Raw genomic sequence first — 17,557 nt, 5'->3', positions numbered from 1 at the left:
CACGATGAGCGGCAGCAACGAAGTGAACCCGGCAGCGCAACGCTCGCCGTGGCAGAAGCGGCTCTATCTGGCGGGCGTCGCGGCGCTGGTGACCGGTGTGATTCTCGCCGTGATCATCTATGCGACCACGCCGCCGCCGGACAGCGCCGCCTCCCTGTACAGCATCGCCGATCCGCGCTATCAGATCGAATTGCAGCGTATCGGCGGCAATGCGGCGGTGCTGATGGCGCAGCTTCATCAGTGGTTCGACGGACTGTGGCACGGCACGGCGCTCGCTTATACGGTGGCCGTGCTCGGTGCGGTCATCGCGGGCGTGTGCTTCTTCATCGGCTATTTCTTCGCAGACGAATAAGCGCAACGCCAACAGCCACGCGCCACCCTCGCGCAAACCAGCGCTTACGTCGCCTCTTTCACATGCCGGTCGGGCTTCTCCACGCCGGCCGTGCGCAGCGCTTCGTGCAAAGTGTTGAAAATGCAAGTTTCCTCGACGATCGGCGTAATGCCGTGCCGGTCCATGTCCGAGCGCAAATAGCGGTTCACGCGCGCGAAGAGTACCTTGATGCCAACGCTTTTCAACGTCTGGATCAACTCGCCGATCGAACGCGAGGCCGAATAGTCGAGGTCGGTGATCGCGCTCGCGTCGATCACAAAGCAGCGCACCTTGCCGGGGGCTGCGTCGATCAGGCGGCGCGCATCGTCGACGAAAAAGTGGTCGTTCGCATAAAACAGGTCGGCGCCGAAGCGGTAGACGATCAGGCCCGGCGCGGTCTGGATGCCGGGCACGGCGGGCACCGGCACCCACACGCCGTCGTCGCCGGGGGCGAGAATCATCGTATGCGGACGGTAGCTGTGGCGCACGTGCCGCAGCAGCGAGAGCGCCACCGCCACCAGAATGCCGTGCTCGACGCCGATCAGCACCACCGCCGCCGCGGTGAACACGGCCAGCGCGAATTCGCCGGGACTCTCGCGGCGAATCGCAAACAAGGTCTTCAGATTGATCAGGCCGATGGCGATCGTGAACACGATGCTGGCAAGAATGCAGTGCGGCAGATACTGTAGAAAGCGGCTGAAAAACAGCAGCACCAGGACCACCACCGCCGCGAACACGAGCTGCGCGAACTGGCTGCGCGTGCCCGCAAGATCGGCCATGGCGGTTTGCGTCGGGCTGCCGTTCACCACGAAGGCGCCCGAGAACGCCGCCGCCGTGTTGGCCGCGGCGATGCCCAGCAAGTCGGCGTTGGTATCCACCGCCTCGTGATGACGCTCGGCGAACACGCGGCTCGCGGCGGCGCTTTGCGCGACGATCATCACGAAGCAGGACGCCGCCACGGGCAGCAAATCGAGCATCTGCTGCCATGTCACCGATGGGATGCGCAGCGGTGGCAAGCCGCCCGCCACCGGGCCAAGCACAGCGATACCGTGCGCCGGGAAATGATAGAGATCGCTCGCGGCGATACCCGCCACGACCGCGATCAACGGCACCGGCACGCGTGGCAGGAAGCGCTTGAACGTCAGAATGGCGACGACCACCAGCAGCGAAATGGCGAGCGTCGGCCGATTGACCTGGGTGGCTTCGCGCACCACCAGCACGAGCTGATCGACGCTGCGCGCGGCGTGCCCGGGCAAGCCGAACATGTCGCCGAGCATCGCAATGCCGACCTGCACGCCGACGCCGGCGAGAAAGCCGACCAGCACCGTACGCGACAGAAAGTCGGCGAGAAAGCCCAGTTTGAAAATCCGCGCGATGAACAGCAAGGCAGCGGTAAGCAAGGCGACCATCGCGGCGAGCGCGGCATATTCAGCGCTCGCCGCCGGCGCCATGGTGGAGAGCCGGCTTGCGAAAATCGTGGCGGTTGCGGAGTCGGCGGCCACGACGAGGTGCCGCGAAGCGCCGAAAAACGCAAACGCGATCAGCGGCAGAAAGACCGTATACAGACCGGTGACGGCCGGCATGCCCGCAATGCGCGCGTAGCCCAGCACTTGCGGAATATCCATCGACGCAAGCTGCACACCGGCCAGCGCATCGCGCGCCGCCGCGGCGCGGTTCAGGGGAAGAACGCCCTTCAGCACGCTGGCGCGCGCCGTGATATTCGCCAGAAATTCTCGCATACGCGATACTGCCCTAATCCAGGTTATCGCGCATCGTGCCGCGACTCGGCACTCAAAGGCAAGACTTGTAGCGAGATCGGCTCAAGAAAAGAGAACACCGCATCACGCGCCCCTATGGCGCTGCGGAAAATCACCCACTTACAGATTCAACGCTTGAATTGCCCCGTCACCGGATCCACGTGCCGCGCGAAACCAACCAACGCGGCGATGCAGATCGGGCAGGCAATGAAGAAGACGGCCAACATCTCGCACCCCGTAACATATTGTTACCGCCAAGTTTAAGCGATCACCATGCGAATTGAATGCTGGAAAACAGCAAATCAGTGTGTCGGCAGCTACAACAATCTCGCGTGAGCCCGCGATCGTCCGCATCGGGATATCAGCAGAAAATGCGGCGCAAACGGTAGCGAAGCGTATGTTCGAGGGCGCGTGCGATACGCAAACGGTTGCGAGCTCATTCACCCGTCGCGATCAAAAAGTCGGCTTTCCTTTTCACCGTCCAGCAATTAGACGAACGCTTCTAGCGGTTCGCGCGCGCATTGGAATCATCAGGCGAGAAGCGATCGACTCGCAACCCCGGTCATGGCTCTTTTCCATGCTCCGCGCGGTCTCCCCGTATAATCCGGCATGACCCGAATCCCGCATCGTCTGCCCTCGCAACCGGCCGCTTGTCGCCGCCGTGCCGCCCACCGCCCTTCGGCGGTCGCATGAAAACTCCGAAACGTCTGCTCCCGCTGGTCGAAGAAGGCCTGATCGACGAAGTCATCTGCCAGTTGATGAGCGGCAAGGAAGCCACCGTCTACGTGGTGCGCAGCGGCGACGCCACGCGCTGCGCGAAAGTCTACAAAGACGCCAAGCAGCGCAGCTTCCGACAGGCCGCGTCCTACCGCGAAGGCCGCAAGGTCAAGAACAGCCGCCAGCAGCGCGCGATGGAAAAAGGCAGCCGCTATGGCCGCGAAGTGCAGGAACAGGCCTGGCAGAACGCCGAAGTCGACGCGCTGTTCCAGCTCGCCAACGCGGGCGTCCGCGTGCCGCAGCCGTTCATCTGCACCGACGGCGTCTTGCTGATGGAGTTGGTGACCGACGCCGACGGCAATGTCGCGCCGCGTCTGAACGACGTCGAGCTGACGGAAGAACGCGCGCTCGACTTGCATGCGCTGCTGGTGAACCAGGTGGTGCGCATGCTGTGCGCCGGCATGATTCACGGCGACCTGTCCGAGTACAACATCCTGCTTGCCGCCGACGGCCCGGTCATCATCGACCTGCCGCAAGCGGTGGACGCCGCCGGCAATCTCGAAGCGCCCGCCATGCTCGAGCGCGACGTCAACAACCTCGCCACGTATTTCGGCCGCTTCGCGCCCGCGTTGCTGGACACCACCTACGGCAAGGAAATCTGGTCGCTCTACGAAGCGGGCGCGCTGCATGTCGACGCCGCGTTGACCGGCCGCGTCGAACTGGACACCACGCCGATCGATCTCGAAGCCGTGCTCCAGGAACTGGAAGATACACGGCTCGACGAAGAAGCGCGCCTGCGCTACGAGCAGTCGCTGCGCAGCGGCACCTGAGCGTTAGCCGCGGGGCGGCACTTCGCCGCCACGCGAGACGCCGCTACGTCGTGCGGCTCAAACGCGCCGCCTCGATCGCGGCGGCCGTCACACCCGGCGCCGGCCCCACCGACTCACGCATCGTCACGCTCACTGGAAACTCACGGAAAATCTCCCACGTGGTCCGGTAGCACTGATTGAGCAGCCAGCGCACGGCGTTCTGCGTCAGTTCCGCAGTCGGAATATGCACCGACGTGAGTCCTGGCGCGGCATAAGCGGCCGAGTAATCGTCGTCATAGCCGATCACCGAGACCTCGTCGGGAATGGCAATGCCCGCCTGGTGAAAACGCGCCAACGCGCTCACGGCCATCGTATCGTTCGCGCAGAACACGCCGGTGAAGGGACGCTTCGCGTCGAGCAGCTTTTGCGCGGCGGCGTAGCCGCCTTCCGGTGAGAAGTCCGATTCGATCAGCGTGACGTCGTCGCGCGCAATGCCCTCGCGCGCCAGTTCGGCAAAGAAGCCTTCCAGACGCGTCTGGTTGTCCGAGGCGCTGAACGGCCCGGAAATCACCGCGATGTCGCGGTGCCCGTGATCGAGCAGCGTGCGCGCCGCCAGTTCGCCGCCACGATGATGGTCGGCGCAAAACGACGCTTCCGGCAACTGATCGAACGCGCGGTTCAGAAACACCATTTTCGGGTGCATGCGGTGCAGCATGATCAGATCCTCGTCGTGCAGATCGTGGCTGATCACCACCACGCCGTCGCAATCGCGGCCGATCAGAAAGCGCACCGCCTCGATGGCCTGCTCGCGCGGCGACACTTCTCCGCAGCCCGTCGCCACCACCACGTGACGGTGCACCGCGCGCAGTTCGGTATCCGTCTGCTTGAGAATCGTGCCGTAATAGGAGCCGAAGAAAGTCGGCACGAAAATGCCGACCATGCCGAGCGACTGCGTTGCCATGGCCCGGCCGATGGAAGACGGACGAAAGTTCAACTGTTCGATGGCGGCCTTCACACGGGCGGCGGCATCGGCTGAGATGGGTCCTTTACCGGAAATGGCACGCGAGGCGGTCGACATACCCACGCCGGCCAGTGCCGCGACATCTTTGAGTGTTGCCACGCGGATCTCCGTCAAGCATGTTGTATTTTCAGTGACGCCGCGTGCCGGCGCTACAAACGCGCGCCGCCCGCTTCGTCGAACAGAGAGACATGGGTACTGTCGAATGAGAACGCCGCGGTGTCCCCTATCGCCAACGGCGTCTTCGTCTGGTCGATCGATGCGACCTGCACTCCATGATAGTCGAGCCAGATGACGCGGTGGTTGCCCATCGGCTCCACCAGCGAAACTTTTGCGTGTTCGCTCGCGCCCTCGGCCAGGCGCACGTCTTCGGCCCGCACGCCGAGCACGCACGGCAACCCGTTGGCCGGCGTGTTCTTGAACGGGTACGCCGACACGTCGAGCCGCCAATGGCCGGTGCTGAAGTGGACCCTGCCCTCGCGTGTTTCGAGCGTGCCCTTGAGCAGGTTCATCGCGGGCGTGCCCAGAAACGTCGCGACGAACAGGTTGTCGGGGCGCGCGTAGACTTCGGCGGGCGTGCCGAACTGCTGGATCACGCCGCCGCGCATCACCGCCATGCGCGTGGCGAGCGTCATCGCCTCGACCTGATCGTGCGTGACGTAGATCATCGTCGCGCCCAAACGCTGGTGCAGTTGCTTGAGTTCGCGGCGCAGTTCGGTGCGCAGTTTGGCGTCGAGATTCGAGAGCGGCTCGTCGAACAGGAACACGTCGGCTTCGCGCACGATTGCCCGGCCGATCGCCACCCGCTGCCGTTGGCCGCCTGAAAGCTGCGCCGGTTTGCGCTTGAGCAGCGGCCCGAGTTGCAACATCTCGGAGGCGCGCGCCACGCGCCGCGCGATCTCCGCTTTCGGCGTGCCGTTGATGCGCAAGGCAAACGACAGGTTGCGCTCCACGCTCATGGTCGGATAGAGCGCGTACGACTGGAACACCAGCGCGATGCGCCGGTCCTTCGGATCGGCCCAGGTCATGTCCTCGCCGGCAATTTCGATGGCGCCGTCGGTCACGTCGATCAATCCGGCAATACTGTGCAGCAAGGTGGATTTGCCGCAGCCGGACGGGCCGAGCAGCACGACGAATTCGCCGGCTCGCACGTCGAGATCGAGGTTCTCGATCACCGTGTTCGCGCCCAGCCGAATGGTCAGATTGCGCACGGCGACGTTGGCCGGATTCGTGAGACCCGCCGCGTCCGCCGCATCGGAACTGCCGGCCACGCCCGCCATGTCCACGGCGTTTGCCATATTAGCCACGTTTGTCATCGCCCTATCCCTTGACGGCGCCGGATGCAATGCCGCGCACGAACCAGCGGCCCGAAACGAAGTACACCGCGAGCGGCACCATGGAGGTCAGAATGGTCGCCGCCATATTGACGTTATAGAGGCGCTCGCCGGTCGTCGTATTGATGATGTTGTTCAGTTGCACCGTCATCGGCAGGTTTTTGGTGCCGGCGAACACGAGGCCGAGAATGAAGTCGTTCCAGATGCCCGTCACCTGCATGATGATCGCCACCACGATGATCGGCGTGGACATGGGCAGCATCAGTTGCACGAAGATACGCCAGAAGCCGCCGCCGTCGATGCGCGCCGCCTTGAACAGCTCCTGCGGAATCGACACGTAGTAGTTGCGAAACAGCAGCGTCATCACCGGCATGCCGAAGATGGTGTGAATCACCACGATACCCGGCAGCGAACTGAACAGATGCACGCTCGCCAGCACGCGCACGAGCGGATAGACCATCACCTGGACGGGAATGAACGCGCCCATCAGCAGCACGCCGAACAGCAGGCCGGCGCCGCGCGGTCGCCAGAACGACAGCGCATAGCCGTTCACCGCGCCGATCGCGATCGACAGAATCGTGCTCGGCACGACGATGCGCACCGAGTTCCAGAAGCCGACCTGAATGCCATTGCAATCGAGTCCGGTGCACGCGGACTGCCACGCGGCGCTCCACGCGCTGAGCGTGAAATGCGCGGGGAACGCCAGCAGATTGCCGAGGCGGATCTCGCTCATCGGCTTGACCGAGGTGACGAGCATCACGTAGAGCGGCAGCAGAAAGAACAGCGCGGCCGTCAGCAAAAATGCATAGACGCCGAGGCGCGCCGGTGTGAATGCAGTGCGGCGGCGACGCGGCCGCGCGCGGCCCGGCGTGCCGCCTTTCAGCGGCGGACTGAGCGTGTTCATCACACCTCCTTACGCAAGGCCGCGCGGCTGCGGGCGTAGAAGAACGGCGCGAGAATCGCCAGCACGGTGGCCAGCAACACGATCGACGCCGCCGACGCGAGCCCGATGTTGGCGCGGCCGAACAGATAGTCCATGATGAACTTCGCCGGCACTTCGCTCGCCGTGCCGGGGCCGCCTTGCGTCATCGCGACCACGGCGTCGTAGAGCTTCACGACCATCACGAACAGCAGCACGAAAGCGGTGGAGATCGACGGCCCGAGCATCGGCACGACGATGCTGGCATAGACACGCCAGCGCGGAATGCCGTCGATGCGCGCGGCCTTCCACAACTCGTCGTCAATGCCGCGCAAACCCGCGAGCAATAACGCCATCACCAGACCCGAGGCCTGCCACACCGTCGCGATGACGATGGTGTAGATCACCCAGTCCTGATCGACGATCCAGTCGAAGCGCGCGTGCGCGAACCCAAGCTTGTGCAGCACGGCCTGCGCGCCCAGTTGCGGGTTCAGGATCCACTGCCAGACGAGTCCCGTGGCCACGAACGACATCGCGTACGGATAGAGAAACACCGTGCGCAATGCGCCTTCGGCAACCACGCGCTGATCGATGAAGATCGCCAGCAGCAAACCGATCACCATGCACGCCACGATAAAGCACGCGCCGTAGATCACGATGTTTTGCAGCGACAGCAGCCAGCGATCGTTATGGAAGAGCCGCACGTATTGCGTGAAGCCCGCGAAGTCGCCGGAAGGAAACGTGCGCGAATTGCTGAGCGACACGCGCGCGGTCCAGATCATCGTGCCGAGATAGGCGAACACGACGGTCAGGACCATCGGCAGCAGCGCCAGCCACGCCGCGAACGGAAAACGCTTTTTGAGCGGCTTCTTCAGCCGCGCTTGACGTGTCTTCGACCCGGCGGCCGGCAGCTTAAGCGCGTGCATGCTGCGCACCTAGCTCTTCAGCGCACTGGCGAACGCTTTCTGCGCGTCGTCGACCGACTGGTTCTTGTTCCAGAAGTTGGTAATGACGTCGATCAACGCGCCCTGCGTGTCAGGCGAGAGCAGCATTTCCGGATTCGGCAACTGACGCGACTTGTCCTTCATGATCGCAATGCCCTCCTTCGCGCAGATGTCGAGACTGCTGCCGTCCACGTCGGGACGAATCGGAATCGAGCCTTTCTTCGCGCTGAATGCGACTTGCGCGGCCGGCGAGGTCATCACCGTGGCAAGCAGATTCTGCGCCTTGATCGTGGTGGGATTGTCCGTTTTCGGGAACACGAACACGTCGCCCGCGACCAGATACGGCGAATGCGGACCGAAACCCGGAAAGCAGCCGAAGTCCTTGCCGGCGACCTGATTGGCCGCGGAGAATTCGCCCTTGGCCCAGTCGCCCATGATCTGCACGCCCGCCTTGCCGGAAATCACGAGCGCCGTGGCGTCGTTCCAGTTGCGGCCGGGCGAGCCGGCATCGACGAAATCGTGCAGGCGCTTGAACGACGCCAGCACTTTCTTGAAGGCGTCCGACTTCACGGCGTTCATGTCGCGGTCGCGGTACACCTTCATATAGAGATCGGGACCGCCCACATCCGCCAGCACCGCGTCGAAGGTGATTTTCTCCTGCCAGGGCTGGCCGCCGAGCGCGAGCGGAATCACGCCCGCGGCTTTCAGCTTGCCGAGATCGGCGATGAACTCGTCATAGCTTTTCGGCTCTCCGGCAATGCCGGCTTTCTGGAACACCGGCTTCGAGTAGAAGAACCAGGCCGGCATATGGATATCCACGGGCGCGGCGTAGTAATGCCCCTTCACCTTGATGCTGTCGAGAATCGACTGCGGGAACACGCCGTTCCAGTTCTCTTTCGCGGCGACGTCGTCGACGTTGTTCAGCAGGCCCTGATCGATCAGGTCGTGGAACTGCTTGGACGTATTGAACTGCGCGGCAGTGGGTGGATCGCCGCCGACGATCCGGTTGATCGCCGTGGAGCGCGCCTGATCGGCGCCCGCCACCGCATTGTCGACCCACTGGCCGCCGGCCTTGTTATACGCATCGGCAAACTGGCGAATCGCGGCCGACTCGCCGCCCGAGGTCCACCAGTGAATCACGTTGGCCTTCAAGGGCTCCGCCTGCGCGACGACGCCATACAACGCCAGTGCCGCAACCACGCCTCGCAAGACCATTTTTTTGCTGTTCATTCCGTCTCCTCCAGGCTTGGCGCCCGTGTTTCAAGTCGACATACCAACCAGCTCCCGCCTGCTATTCACTGCGTGCTTTGCGCTCCTTCAGAAACTTCGACACCAGCTCCGCGCTGCGTTTGATCGTACGCTTCTGGGTAGCGTAATCGACATGTACGACACCGAAACGACGCTCGTACCCGAAGGCCCACTCGAAGTTGTCCATCAGCGACCAGAGGAAATAGCCGCGAATCTCCACGCCGGCCTTGATCGCCTGGTCGACCGCGGCGAGATGGCGCTTGAGGAACGAGATGCGCTGGCTGTCCTCCACATGGCCGTCGATCACTTTGTCGTCCGACGCCATGCCGTTTTCGGTGATGTAGATCGGCGGCAGATTCGCATACGTGGCCTTGAATCCCGTCAACAGATCACGCAGGCCGTCCGGATACACTTCCCAGCCCATCTGCGTGCGCTCCACGCCTTCGAGCGGCACGTCCCTGAAACCGTGCGCGCCGTCGCTCGCGACGTTCGTGCGGAAATAATAGTTGATGCCGAGGAAGTCCAGCGGCGCGGCAATGGTCTGCATGTCGCCGTCGAGCACCAGCGGCTCGGTGCCCGGCCACAATTCGAACAGATCCCGCGGGTAGCTGCCCTTCAGAAGCGGATCGAGAATCCACGCGTTGTGCTGCACTTCGAACAGATGCGCCGCGCGCTGGTCGGCGGCGCTCTCGCTATTGGCCGTGCCGCGTCCGATGTTGGCGACGATGCCTTTTTGCGAAGCCGGATCGTTGGCGCGCAACACCGGCACCGCGAGGCCGTGCGCCAGCAGCAGATGATGCATGGCCTGGGTGGCGTAGCGCGTGTCGGCGAGCCCCGGCGCGTGGTGGCCGTTGCCGTAGCCCAGAAACGCCGAGCACCACGGCTCGTTGAGCGTCGCCCACGCATCGACGCTGCCAGCCAGTTCGCGGCTCATCAGGTCGGCGTAATCGGCGAAACGGTACGCGGTATCGCGATTGAGCCAGCCGCCGCGATCTTCCAGATGCTGCGGCAAGTCCCAGTGATACAGCGTCACGGAGGTCGTGATGCCCTTCTCTTTCAGCCGCGCCAGCAGACGCTTGTAGAAGTCGATGCCTGTGCGGTTCGGCGCGCCGGCCGCATCCATCACGCGCGGCCACGCAATCGAAAGCCGGTAGCCTTCGAAGCCGAGTCCGGCCAGCAGGTCGACGTCGGCTTCCCAGCGATGATAGTGATCGCAGGCCACCTCGCCGGTGTCGCCGGCCAGCACTTTGCCGGGCGTCGCCGAGAAGGTGTCCCAGATGGACGGCAGGCGGCCGTCTTCGTTTACCGCGCCTTCGATCTGATACGAAGCGGTGGCCGCGCCGAGCAGAAAGTTCTTGCGCCACAGCGACGAGTCCGCGGGCGGGGTGAAAGGGTCGGCGACTGACTGGGAATGGGGGGAGAGAGCGTCGGATACAGCGGATGTGTCGTTTGCCACGGATTCTCCTGCGCTGAGGTCGTTGAACCGGGTACGGTGGAAGCTCCGGCGTACCCGCGTCCGAAACTGAGTGGAAGCGCTTCCACATGACCTGCGAACGATAGCAGCGGCGGATTCGACGCAGCAATCAGGGTTTGTCTGGAGACGTACCGGCAGGCGCGGCACCGCGATGCGTTGGGCATCCCGAGAGCCTCTGCCGGCGGCGAATCGAAGACGTTGTAAGCGCGGCGGTCACGATGTCATACGCCGCCAGCGCGACGCAATCTCAAGGTTTCGGTGTCAGGTCGAACACGCCGCTGTCGTAGGCTTCACAGTACGTTTTCCAATCCGCCGCGACCTGGGCCTCGCATTGCGTCGCGATATTGACCAACGGCAACTGCCAGTCTTTACGATTGCCGAACGCAATCAACTCGTCTGCAATCGACGACTTCTGCCGGCCGCCGCTGCGCAGATGCGCCCATGCGCTCAACTCGGCCATGCTGTTGACCACCTCTTCGAGACGCGGCAGCTTGCCGTCCCAGTCGCTCAAGGCCACGCGATCTTCGGAAGGCTGCAGGCTGCGCAGCACATACGAGCGCTGATTGAATTCGACCGCATGCAGGAACGCCTGCGAGACCGCCTGATTGCGCCGCTGAATCTCGACGACGCGCTGCGCTTCCGTCTGCCACGCCGGCTGCGGCGTACTCAAGTGCGGCGTCACGGAAGAAGGCAGCGCCTCTTTCAGATCGATCAGATAGTTGCCGTCCGGCGAGCCTTTACCTTCGACGAGGATCACGTAACGATCCACGCCAAGGCTCCCGGTGCCGGCAATCCGCCGCGCCACGTCGAGAATGCGAAAGAAGTCGGGATTGGGCTCGCCCGCGGCGAACTTCTGCATGAACTGCGTGACGGCGGCACGTTGCGTGTCGCTGACCGCCAGCGCTTTCTTGCCGTCCACTTTCAGTGTGCGGGTTTTGCCTTTGAGCGTGGTGCGCCGGTCCAGATGCGCAACCCGCGTGCGGCTCGCGAGCGCGACGAACAGATCGCGCACCATGCCGGTCGCGGTTTCCCCTTCGATCCAGCGCGACTTGCCGTACGCGAGCGCCGCGCCATACGCTTCCAGGGCGGTGTGGCACAGCGCCAGCGCCTGCGCGCGGCTCAGCTTGAGATCGCTCGCGCCGACCAGCACGCTCGTCAACAGCCGCACCAGTTCGTAGAGATTCGGCGCGAGACAGGCTTCGTCGAAGTCGTTGTTGTCGAAGTAGACGAGGCGATTGTCGGCCTTGTAGCTGCCGAAATTTTCCAGATGCATGTCGCCGCAGATCCACACCGGCGGCGCGTCGTCGAACACCTTGTCGCGCGGCAGGCGTTCGTAAAACAGGTGACATGTGCCGCGCAAAAACACGAACGGTGAAGTGCGCATGGCCTTGTATTTCATCGCGAGCCGTTCGGGATCTCGACCGGCGTTGAAACTGGCGATCGTCCTGGCGATATCGAGCATGGGTTTCCTTTGAATGTGAGGCTCAGCGCGAGCCTCGACCATCGTTCAATGCGGGCGCATGGACTCCGCAAGCGCATGCAGATTGAGCGGCTTCACGCGAATCACGCCACCGCGCGCACTGTCGATATCGGCGATCATGAGCGCCCACGCCGCATAAGGAATGCGGTTCCACCACGGGGCTTGCGTATAGCCCTGCGTGTCGAGCACACCGTTCATTCCCGCGACGGCGAGCGCGACCACCGGCGTGGGCTGCGCGGCGCGCCGACTGCTTCACAGTAGACCACATCGCGTCGTCCTCGATTTTTGTGAAGCGCAGCGGAAGCGCCGCGCCGATCCGCGCCGGCAGCCACAGCAACGCGAAAGACACGATGAAACGAGCGGCGGGTGATCGAGACTAGTTTGCATGGTTAGCGTTTTTCTCGGTGCGGGTGTTGCTCACCACACAGGCAAGCGTCTAAGCCGTTTCCCGCGCGCCGAACTTCTTGCGATACGCACCCGGACTCGTCAATGCGATGCGCCGGAAATGCCGCCGCAATGATTCTTCGGAACCGAATCCCGCCAGTTCCGCGACGCGCGCCATTGGCAGCGGCGCCTGCGCTTCGAGCAGCTCGCGCGCGATGGCCACGCGCTCGCGCACGAGCCACTCATAAGGCGCCATGCCGGTGGCATCGTGAAACTGCCGCTGCAGTGTGCGCGGGCTCATCGCCGCCCGCTCGGCGAGCGAGCGCAACGTGTGCGGCAAAGCGGGATGACTGCGCACCCAGTCCATCAGTTTGGACAGACGGCCGCTGTCGTCCTGCGGCATGGGGCGCGGCACGAACTGCGCCTGGCCGCCCTCGCGATGCGGCGGCACCACGAGCCGCTGCGCGACCCGGTTTGCCACCGCGCTGCCGTGATCGCGCCGCACCAGATGCAGCAGCATGTCGAGCCCGGCCGCCGAACCTGCCGAGGTGATGATCTGCCCTTCGTCGACATAGAGCGCGTCCGGCTGCACGCGCAATTGCGGATAGCGCAGCTGCAATTTTTCGGCATAGCGCCAGTGCGTCGTGACGGTCTTGCCGTCGAGCACGCCCGCCGCCGCGAGCACGAACACGCCCGAGCAGATTGAACAGAGGCGCGCGCCGCGCGCATAGGCGGCGCGGATTTTCTTCAGGAGCGGTTCGGGGGGCACTTCGTCGGCATCGCGCCAGCCGGGAATGACGATGGTGTCGGCGCGCTCCAGCAACTTGAGCGTATAAGGCGCGGCAAGCGTGATGCCGCCCGCCGCCCGGATCGGGCCCGGCTCGCTTGCGCAGACCGCGAAGCGATACCAGTCCACGCCGAGCTCAGGACGCTCGAGCGCGAACAGTTCGGTCACGCAGCCGAATTCGAAGGTGCAGAGCCGGTCGTAGGCGAGCGCGACGACGAGATGATTGTGCATGGCGTGATGTTACCGGAGATTGACGATTCCGCCACTTATCCCGCGTGGCGCGCAACGCCACAATGAAGGCGTCCGAATCGCGATCGCCGGACAACCACACACCCACCGCTCCCACCGGAATCTCACTTCATCATGCCGATCTTGAACGCCGTTACCGCCATTCCCGCCGCCGACAGCCCCGCCGCGCAAGCCCATTTCCTGGCCTCGCTGCGGTTCGAAACCGATTGCGCCGATGTCCACGAAGCGCTCGCGAGCGGCGCGCCCGGCTTCGTGCTGCTCGACGTGCGCGGCCCCGCGCTGTTCGCGCAGGGTCACGTGCCGGGCGCGCTCAATCTGCCGCACGGCAAGATCGTGGCGTCGAAGCTCGCCGGCTATCCGCAGGAGACGCTCTTCGTCACGTACTGCGCGGGTCCGCATTGCAACGGCGCCGCGCGCGGCGCACTGCGTCTCGCCGAGTTGGGGCGGCCCGTCAAGCTGATGAGCGGCGGCATCACCGGCTGGCTCGACGAAGGCTTCGCCCTCGCCCAAGCGGCGCGCGCCGGCGAGACGGCCGACGCCAATGGCTAACATATTGAAAATGAATTAAATAAAAGCCCCGAACTGTCGATAACATGTTCAGCCGCTTCCCTCCTGGCGGTTGGACTGAACATGCAGAGCTCATACAACCTTTGGCTGGTCACCATCTCATTCGTCGTGGCGACGCTCGCGTCGTACACGGCGCTCGATCTGACCGGCCGCATTTTCCTGCTGGCATCGGCGCGGCTGCGGCACGCCTGGCGGCTGGGCGGCGCCGCTGCGCTCGGCGTCGGCATCTGGTCGATGCACTTCATCGCGATGCTCGCCTTTTCGCTGCCGATTCCGCTCGGCTACGACTTCGCGACGACCGCCGCGTCGCTCGGGCTCGCGATCGGCGCCTCCTATCTGGCCCTGTACGTCACGACGCGTGTGCGGCTCACCGCCGGCCGCCTGCTGGCGGGCGGCGTGGTGATGGGCTTCGGCATTGCCGGCATGCACTACACCGGCATGGCCGCGATGCAGATGGCGCCGGGCATCCACTATCGGCCGGCGTGGTTCGCGGCATCGCTCGCGATCGCGATCGGCGCGTCGACCGCCGCGCTGTGGATGGCCCGCGCGCTCAGCAACGACGACGCGCGCCACGTGGTGCGCAAGCGTCTGGCCGCGGCGCTGGTGATGGGCGTTGCGATCACCGGCATGCATTACGCCGCCATGGCCGCCGCGGAGTTTCCGCTCGGCGCCGTCTGCGGCGCGGCCAAAGGCGTGAACGCCACGTGGCTCGCGACCTCGGTGATCCTGCTTACCTTTGCCATTCTGATCGTCACGCTGATGCTGTCGCGTTTCGATGCGCGCACAGCCTTTCTGGTCGGCGCGGTGTCGAAGCTGAACGGCCAGATCGTGCGGCTCGCCACGCTCGACACGCTGACCGGATTGCCGAACCGCAGCACGCTGACCGACCGCATCGAACGCGCGATCCTCAGCGCGCGCCGGCAACGCACGCTGTTCGCCATCCTCTTCATGGACCTCGACGGCTTCAAGACCATCAACGATTCGCTCGGCCACTCGGCCGGCGACCAGGTCCTGACCGCGTTCGCGCAGCGCCTGCTGCTGTGCGTGCGCTCGAGCGACACCGTGGCGCGGCTGGGCGGCGACGAATTCGTGGTGTTGTCCGAAAACCTCGGCTCGCGCGAAGACGCCGGCGCGCTAGCTGAAGGCGTGCTCGAGCGCATGCGCCTCGGCGTGTGGACCGACTCGCAACCGCTGCAGGTGATGCCGAGCATCGGCATCGCCCTCTATCCGCACGACGGCGACACCGTCGAAACGCTGTTGAAGCACGCCGACGCCGCCATGTACGAGGCTAAGCGCGCGGGCCGCAGCACCTATCGCTTCTTCGAACGCAGCATGAACGAAGCCGCCACGCGCACGCTGCAGATTCAGAACGCGTTGCACGACGCGCTCGCCGCCGGTCATTTTTCGCTGCACTTCCAGCCGAAGTTTCATGGCAGCGGCAACTCGCTGGCCGGCGCCGAAGCGCTGATCCGTCTGCATCATCCGCAACTCGGCACGTTGACGCCGCTCGAGTTCATTCCGATCGCCGAGCGCTCGGGGCAGATCGTGCAGATCGGCTATTGGGTCGTGCGCGAAACCTGCCGGCAGATTCGCCAATGGGTCTCGCAAGGCCTGCCGTCGATGAAAGTGGCGATCAACCTGTCGCCGCGCCAGTTGTTGCAGCCGAACCTGGTGGCGAGCATGCTCGAGATCGTCGAGGCCGAAGGCGTGGCCTGCGAGCAGATCATGTTCGAGATCACCGAAACCGTGGCCATGCAGGACGCGCCCAAAACCATCGAAATGATCCGCGAATTCCAGGCGAGCGGCTTCGAGATCGCGATCGACGACTTCGGCACCGGCTATTCGAGCCTCGCCTATCTGCAGCGTTTTCGCGTCAAGCAACTGAAGATCGACCGCTTCTTCACCAACGGCCTCGACGCGCACGGCCCGGAAGGCAGCGCGATCGTGTCGGCGATCATCGCGCTCGCGCACTCGCTGGAAATGGACGTGGTGGCCGAGGGCGTCGAAACCGAATCGCAACTCGACATGCTCAAGACGATGATGTGCGATGAGATGCAGGGGTTCCTGCTCGGCAAGCCGCTCAGCGCCGACGACTTCGGCAACCTGCTGCGGGAAAGAATGGTGGCCGCGTGAGCCTGACGATCGTCTGAAGCGCGCGGCGCGGCACGGCCATGCGGCCGGCCGCACCGCGCCGGCGCTGGATCTCGTTTCCACTATGAGCGCTTGAATGGGACCGCTCGCCTTCTCAGGCGCCATGCTTGACGATCCCGCATCGAGCGCCTGGACCTTCAGCCGGCTACATCGACGAATCGATGCGTCCATAGACACCCGTCGTCGCCGTCGGACCTGCCGCGAAAAACAGCGTGTTGGAAGGCTGGTTGTCGGCGTTGTTGCCGAACGCCAGGCCCCAGAGCCCTGGCTGCGTCACCTTCGAACCATCGGCCTGTGTGAGCGGCCCTTTCGAGTCGCCAGTCGCGGGATCGAACGCATTGATGGTGCCGTCGCCGAAGTTGCCGATCAGCAGATCGTTGCTGAACGCGCCGAAATTGGCCGGCGCCATGGCGATCCCCCACGGCGAATTGAGCGGCCCGTTTGAGGTGATGCGCTTGAGCAGGTGGCCGGCGGTATCGAACGCATCCACCACGCCGTTGCCCGCACCGCTCTGATCTCTGTGACCATCGGGCCCGAGCTTCGCATACGCCACATAAATCGTAGTGCCGACGGCCTGGATGCCGAACGGATTAAAACCCGCAGGTACGTTCGGATCGCTGAAGGCGCCGGCAACCGTGACCTTCGTGAAAGTCTTGTCGAACATATCGACTTTGCCGTTATGGAAATCGGCGGCGTACAGCATGCTTGCGCCGGCGTTGCTGGCAATCGCAAGGCCTGTGTATTCGGCTGCGCCCGCGCCGTCATCGTGAACGGTGACAGCCTGCGTCGGCAGGACCTTGGGCGACCAGGCCGCGATCGTGCCGGCGAGGGTGGCAAAAATGAATGCCGCGTTACCGGTTGCGCCATTCGCCGTGACGGCGAAGTCCGTGGTGCCGTTGAAAACGATACCGGTCGGACTCGCGGGTTGACCGCTTGCGGCCGGCGGTAGCGTGACGACGAGCGACTGCACCACGCCATTACCGTCATACAGCGACGACTTCTGTGTATTGTTATCCGATACCCAGACGGGGGTGGTCGGACCGAACGCAATGCCCCAGGCGTTTTGCAGATTGGGGTCGACGTGCGGCGCGGCGACGCTGCCGTCGGACACGAGAATGGTCGACTTGAATGTACCGGCCGTCGGCGTGGGCATATTGTTGTCCGAATTGCCGCCGCACGCAGCCAGTGCGAGCGTGGCCGCTCCAGCAAGCGAGAAAACAGTTGCAAGCTTATGCATGTCACCTCCTGATCTTTGGATGATTTGCCTATGGTCGCCGCGCGGCATAACCATTGGCGACGCGCGTCGACCCCTTTCTGTTCTGAACGAGCGCACCAACCCGCGAGCGGCG

General features: G+C 64.1%; 15 protein-coding genes. 4 read left to right on the top strand and 11 right to left on the bottom strand.

What is annotated here, in order from left to right:
• Positions 1 to 4 precede the first annotated feature (4 nt).
• Positions 5 to 352, top strand: coding sequence for a hypothetical protein (locus ACQKRQ_RS30860; RefSeq protein WP_427481305.1), 348 nt, complete (start codon positions 5 to 7; stop codon positions 350 to 352).
• Positions 353 to 396: 44 nt separating this feature from the next.
• On the opposite strand, the gene ACQKRQ_RS30855 is transcribed toward ACQKRQ_RS30860, so the two are convergent.
• Positions 397 to 2,109, bottom strand: coding sequence for a SulP family inorganic anion transporter (locus tag ACQKRQ_RS30855; RefSeq protein WP_427481304.1), 1,713 nt, complete (start codon positions 2,107 to 2,109; stop codon positions 397 to 399).
• 707 nt (positions 2,110 to 2,816) lie between these two features.
• Between ACQKRQ_RS30855 and ACQKRQ_RS30850 the strand changes: the two genes are divergently transcribed.
• On the top strand, positions 2,817 to 3,674 hold the full coding sequence (locus tag ACQKRQ_RS30850) for a PA4780 family RIO1-like protein kinase (RefSeq protein WP_132382451.1): 858 nt from the start codon (positions 2,817 to 2,819) through the stop codon (positions 3,672 to 3,674).
• A 43-nt stretch (positions 3,675 to 3,717) separates the two neighbouring features.
• Here the strand turns inward: ACQKRQ_RS30850 and ACQKRQ_RS30845 are convergent, their stop codons facing one another.
• The 9 genes from ACQKRQ_RS30845 to ftrA form a co-directional block, all read right to left on the bottom strand.
• Positions 3,718 to 4,773: a LacI family DNA-binding transcriptional regulator gene (locus ACQKRQ_RS30845; protein ID WP_408177090.1), complete on the bottom strand. Its 1,056-nt coding sequence runs from the start codon at positions 4,771 to 4,773 to the stop codon at positions 3,718 to 3,720.
• Positions 4,774 to 4,823: 50 nt separating this feature from the next.
• Positions 4,824 to 5,969, bottom strand: coding sequence for an ABC transporter ATP-binding protein (locus tag ACQKRQ_RS30840; protein ID WP_427481303.1), 1,146 nt, complete (start codon positions 5,967 to 5,969; stop codon positions 4,824 to 4,826).
• A 22-nt stretch (positions 5,970 to 5,991) separates the two neighbouring features.
• Positions 5,992 to 6,909, bottom strand: a complete 918-nt coding sequence (locus ACQKRQ_RS30835) for a carbohydrate ABC transporter permease (RefSeq protein ID WP_132382449.1) — start codon at positions 6,907 to 6,909, stop codon at positions 5,992 to 5,994.
• Complete coding sequence (locus ACQKRQ_RS30830; protein ID WP_132382447.1) at positions 6,909 to 7,850, bottom strand: carbohydrate ABC transporter permease; 942 nt, start codon at positions 7,848 to 7,850, stop codon at positions 6,909 to 6,911. The genes ACQKRQ_RS30835 and ACQKRQ_RS30830 overlap by 1 nt, the downstream gene beginning before the upstream one ends.
• A gap of 9 nt (positions 7,851 to 7,859) precedes the next feature.
• The gene (locus ACQKRQ_RS30825) at positions 7,860 to 9,098 is read right to left on the bottom strand and encodes an ABC transporter substrate-binding protein (protein WP_408177085.1); all 1,239 of its coding nucleotides are present in this window, start codon (positions 9,096 to 9,098) and stop codon (positions 7,860 to 7,862) included.
• A gap of 61 nt (positions 9,099 to 9,159) precedes the next feature.
• Positions 9,160 to 10,572: a GH1 family beta-glucosidase gene (locus ACQKRQ_RS30820; protein ID WP_427481302.1), complete on the bottom strand. Its 1,413-nt coding sequence runs from the start codon at positions 10,570 to 10,572 to the stop codon at positions 9,160 to 9,162.
• A gap of 265 nt (positions 10,573 to 10,837) precedes the next feature.
• Positions 10,838 to 12,052, bottom strand: coding sequence for a DUF2252 domain-containing protein (locus tag ACQKRQ_RS30815; RefSeq protein WP_132383278.1), 1,215 nt, complete (start codon positions 12,050 to 12,052; stop codon positions 10,838 to 10,840).
• A gap of 45 nt (positions 12,053 to 12,097) precedes the next feature.
• Complete coding sequence (locus tag ACQKRQ_RS30810) at positions 12,098 to 12,292, bottom strand: hypothetical protein (protein ID WP_427481301.1); 195 nt, start codon at positions 12,290 to 12,292, stop codon at positions 12,098 to 12,100.
• A 214-nt stretch (positions 12,293 to 12,506) separates the two neighbouring features.
• Positions 12,507 to 13,472, bottom strand: coding sequence for a transcriptional regulator FtrA (gene ftrA / locus ACQKRQ_RS30805; protein WP_427481300.1), 966 nt, complete (start codon positions 13,470 to 13,472; stop codon positions 12,507 to 12,509).
• Between the two features lie 132 nt (positions 13,473 to 13,604).
• Here ftrA and ACQKRQ_RS30800 point away from each other — a divergent pair, with 132 nt between their 5' ends.
• Positions 13,605 to 14,039, top strand: a complete 435-nt coding sequence (locus ACQKRQ_RS30800; RefSeq protein ID WP_427481299.1) for a rhodanese-like domain-containing protein — start codon at positions 13,605 to 13,607, stop codon at positions 14,037 to 14,039.
• A gap of 81 nt (positions 14,040 to 14,120) precedes the next feature.
• Positions 14,121 to 16,190 (top strand): putative bifunctional diguanylate cyclase/phosphodiesterase, encoded by a 2,070-nt coding sequence (locus tag ACQKRQ_RS30795; RefSeq protein ID WP_132382437.1) that lies wholly within the window; start codon positions 14,121 to 14,123, stop codon positions 16,188 to 16,190.
• A gap of 163 nt (positions 16,191 to 16,353) precedes the next feature.
• On the opposite strand, the gene ACQKRQ_RS30790 is transcribed toward ACQKRQ_RS30795, so the two are convergent.
• Positions 16,354 to 17,445, bottom strand: a complete 1,092-nt coding sequence (locus ACQKRQ_RS30790; protein WP_132382435.1) for a TIGR03118 family protein — start codon at positions 17,443 to 17,445, stop codon at positions 16,354 to 16,356.
• Positions 17,446 to 17,557 lie beyond the last annotated feature (112 nt).

The sequence above is a fragment of the Paraburkholderia sp. NPDC080076 genome, from assembly GCF_050281145.1.
GTDB lineage: Bacteria > Pseudomonadota > Gammaproteobacteria > Burkholderiales > Burkholderiaceae > Paraburkholderia.
Note: the sequence above shows the minus strand (reverse complement) of the source record. Positions and strands in the feature narration are given on the sequence as shown.